At 76.7% G+C, this 3,381-nt stretch carries 3 protein-coding genes; 1 reads left to right on the plus strand and 2 read right to left on the minus strand.

The features are described 5' to 3' along the window. Positions 1-194 precede the first annotated feature (194 nt). The gene (locus G5C65_RS33985; protein ID WP_165302910.1) at positions 195-605 is read left to right on the plus strand and encodes a coenzyme B12-dependent isobutyryl CoA mutase small subunit; all 411 of its coding nucleotides are present in this window, start codon (positions 195-197) and stop codon (positions 603-605) included. A 44-nt stretch (positions 606-649) separates the two neighbouring features. Here G5C65_RS33985 and G5C65_RS33990 read toward each other — a convergent pair whose 3' ends face one another. Together G5C65_RS33990 and G5C65_RS33995 are read right to left on the minus strand one after the other, a co-directional pair. Continuing rightward, on the minus strand, positions 650-2,263 hold the full coding sequence (locus G5C65_RS33990; protein ID WP_165302911.1) for a DUF5691 domain-containing protein: 1,614 nt from the start codon (positions 2,261-2,263) through the stop codon (positions 650-652). A gap of 108 nt (positions 2,264-2,371) precedes the next feature. Continuing rightward, a partial coding sequence (locus G5C65_RS33995; protein WP_165302912.1) for an SWIM zinc finger family protein occupies positions 2,372-3,381 on the minus strand: 1,010 nt, incomplete at its 5' end.

A 3,381-nucleotide genomic window follows, 5' to 3' on the forward strand; every position in this document is an offset into this window, starting at 1 on the left:
CCCCGCCCCTGTCTTCGAGGCGAAAGAGAAGTTGGTGGTGAACGACCCTGTGGGCCCGGGTGTGATTTCCCCCTCGGTTCCGAGCGGGGAACGGCTGGGTGCGGGATGCTGGGATAACGTGCGCTCACTCCGCCGGTGCGGCGGTCCGGTGGCCGTTCGAATTTTGTGCAGTGTCTGGCGAGTTGGAGGCAGTGATGGGTGTGTCGGGTCCGATCCGCGTGGTGGTCGCCAAACCGGGCCTGGACGGTCACGATCGCGGTGCCAAGGTCATCGCCCGTGCGCTGCGCGACGCGGGCATGGAGGTCATCTACACCGGTCTGCACCAGACGCCGGAGCAGATCGTCGACACGGCGATCCAGGAGGACGCCGACGCGATCGGCCTGTCGATCCTCTCCGGGGCGCACAACACCCTCTTCGCACGGGTGCTGGAGCTGCTGACGGAGCGGGACGCGCAGGACATCCAGGTCTTCGGCGGCGGCATCATCCCCGAGGGGGACATCGCCCCCCTGAAGGAGCAGGGCGTCGCGGAAATCTTCACGCCGGGTGCGACGACGAACGAGGTCGTCGAGTGGATCCGCACCCATGTCCGCCCCATAGCCGCGTAGCTCCCGGAGACGTCCAGGGGCGCTCGCCGGCCGGCGAGCGCCCCTCACGCCGGGGGCGAGGCGTCCCCCGGCGAGCCCGGCGCCCCCGCCAACTCCCTCCGCATCGCCTCCCGCAGCCGCATCGTGGCCACCAGGCGCTGGAACGCCTCCGCCCAGTACGCTCCCGCGCCCGGTGACCCGTCCTCCGTCTCGGCAGGCACGGCCGTCAGCGGGGCCAGCCGCTCGGCGTCCGCCGGATCCAGACACCGCTCGGCCAGCCCCATCACCCCGCTGAAGCTCCACGGATAGCTGCCCGCGTCCCGGGCGATCTCCAGCGCGTCCACCACCGCCCGCCCCAGCGGCAGCGACCACGGGACCGCGCACACACCGAGAATCCGGAACGCCTCCGACAGCCCGTGCGCCGCGACGAAGCGCGCCGCCCACGCGCCGCGCTCCGCTGCGGGCAGCGCGGTGAGCAGCTTGGCCGGATCCCCCGGGCCCTCGCCGAACGGCGCCGTCGGCGGGCCCAGCAGCGCACGGGCCCACTCCGCGTCCCGCTGCCGCACCGCGGCCCGGCACCACGCCCCGTGCAGGTCGGCTCGCCAGCCGTCCGTCACCGGCAGCGCGACGATCTCCCCCGGCGTGCCCCCGCAGAACCGCTCCCGCCAGCCGTCCAGCGGCGCCGCCTCCACCAACTGGCCCAGCCACCAGGCCCGCTCGCCCCGCCCCGAGGGGGGCTTGGGTATCACCCCGTCGCGCTGCATCTCCGCGTCACACGCCTGCGGCGCCTCGACGGCGATCCGCGGACCGTCGCCCGTCGACTCCAGGGCGACGCAGCCGTGCGCCCGCGCCGCCATCCGGGCGGAGAGCGCCGAGCCGGGGAGCGCGGCCAGCAGCTCGGCCGCCGTCGACCGCACGGTGCGGCTGCGGTCGGCCAGCGCCCGGTCGAGGAACGGCTCGTCGTCCGGGCCGAGCCCCTGCCGGAGCGCGTCCAGGAACATCAGCCGGTCCTCCGCGCGCTCGGTCCGCCACGTGGACGCCAGCAGCGCGCGCCCGGTGGCCGGGTCCCGCCGCCGCAGCGCGCCGAGCAGCGCGACGCGCTCCGCGAACAGCCCTTCCTCCCACAGCCGCTGTGCCGCCTCCGGCTCCACCTCGGGCGCCCTGCGGTGGACGCCGTCGCGCAGCGCGAACTTCCAGTCCGGGTTCAGCCGGGCCAGCCACAGGGCCCGCGGTCCGGCGAAGGCGAGGGTCTCGGGGCGCAGATCGGTGCGGGCCCGCGCGGCGTCCAGCAGCGCGGGCAGCAGCGCCGCCGGGGCGCGGTACCCGTGCTCGTTGGCCGCCGCGAGCCACTGCGGCAGCAGCTCCCCGAGGTCCGGAGCGGAGCCGCGGCGGCCTCCGCCCCCCGAGGCGCCGCCCGCGGGGCGACCGGCCAGCAGAGCGGCCAGCCGCCGCTCGGCGGCGGTGGGGAGGCCGGGGCGCCCGTCCTCCGGGGCGGGCGCCGGGCGCGGGCCCGGGGCGACGGGCAGCGCCCCGGCGCGGCGCCGTACGGTCTCCAGCGCGGCGGCGTCCAGCAGGGCCGTGACGCTGCCGCCGGGAGGTGTGCGGCGCTCCGCTCCCAGCAGGGCGGCGCTGACCATGTCGTCCCACGTGTGCTCGTCCCGTGCCTGGGCAGAGCTCATACTCCCCGACCCCCTTCAGTGTTCCCGGTGTTCCCGGTGCCCCCGGTGTTACCGGTGTCCCTGACCTCTGATCTCCCCGAGTCTCTTCCTCGCCCCGCGCAGGCGGGCTCACAGCGTGACCGGTGTGGCACCGTCCCACGCGGTGCACGGGGCGAACCCCGCGTGGCCGTAGGTGCCGAACACGGTGAGCGGGCCGCCGCCCGATATCGCCGCCAGCTTCCACAGCGCCCCGTCCGCCGTGCCCGGCGCGAGGGGGAGTGCCGCCTCCTCCTGCGCCGCGGCAAGCTGCCACGGCGCCGTGCCCTGACCGGGCACCGGGACCACGTCCCGCAGCACACACGGCCAGCTGTCCAGCCAGGGGTCGGCGGCCAGCGCCGAGGCGTATGCCTCCAGGGCGTGCTCCAGCGGTCCGCCGGGCGGAACGAAGCCGGGCGCCGGGGCGCGGTGGCGCTCGCCCAGCGCCGCGCGGAGCCGGGCCGCGCCCGGGTAGTACGCCAGGTCCGCGTCCAGCACGGCGCCGGCCGGGAGGAACAGCTCGGGGGCCCGCCCCGCCGCCCCGTACGCCAGCAGCAGCGCGTGGCGGCCCGACGCGCGCCCGTACAGCCAGATCCGGCGGGCCGTCAGCCTGCCCTCCTCGGTGTCCCGCTGGGCCAGCACCAGCCACTCGTCCCGTATCAGCGCCTGCTCGTCGGCCAGCAGTTCGGCCGCGTCCACCGTCAGCCCCGCTCGGGCACGGACCGTCGCCGCCAGCGGTTCGGGCAGTGTGTCCGCACGGAGGAAGCCCTGGTTCAGCAGGTGCAGCAGCGCGCACTCCGCCAGTAGCCGCTCCGGCCAGCCCTCGCCGGAGGCCGGGACGGCCCCCAACTCCCGGACCCGCCCGGCGAGTCCGGGGGCCTGCGCGTCCACCATGCGCGCCGCCGTTCCGTCCCAGGACGCATATCCCGCGCGCCCCGCGCCGGCCAGGCCCGCGCGCAGCAGGTCGGCCAGGCGCTGCTCCAACTCCTCGGCGCCCGCGGCCATCCGCGCCAGCCGTCGTGCGGCCCGCTCCCGGGACGACCTCCCGGCCCGTCCGGGCCGCTCGTCGGGCCCCTCGGGCCCCTCGGGAACCTCGACGTCCC

The sequence above is a fragment of the Streptomyces boncukensis genome (assembly GCF_011045075.1).
Classification (GTDB): domain Bacteria; phylum Actinomycetota; class Actinomycetes; order Streptomycetales; family Streptomycetaceae; genus Streptomyces; species Streptomyces boncukensis.

Coding starts and splice junctions, on each gene's coding strand:
- G5C65_RS33985 (WP_165302910.1), top strand. CDS start 195: ATGGGTGTGTCGGGTCCGATCCGCGTGGTGGTCGCCAAACCGGGCCTG.
- G5C65_RS33990 (WP_165302911.1), bottom strand. CDS start 2,263: ATGAGCTCTGCCCAGGCACGGGACGAGCACACGTGGGACGACATGGTC.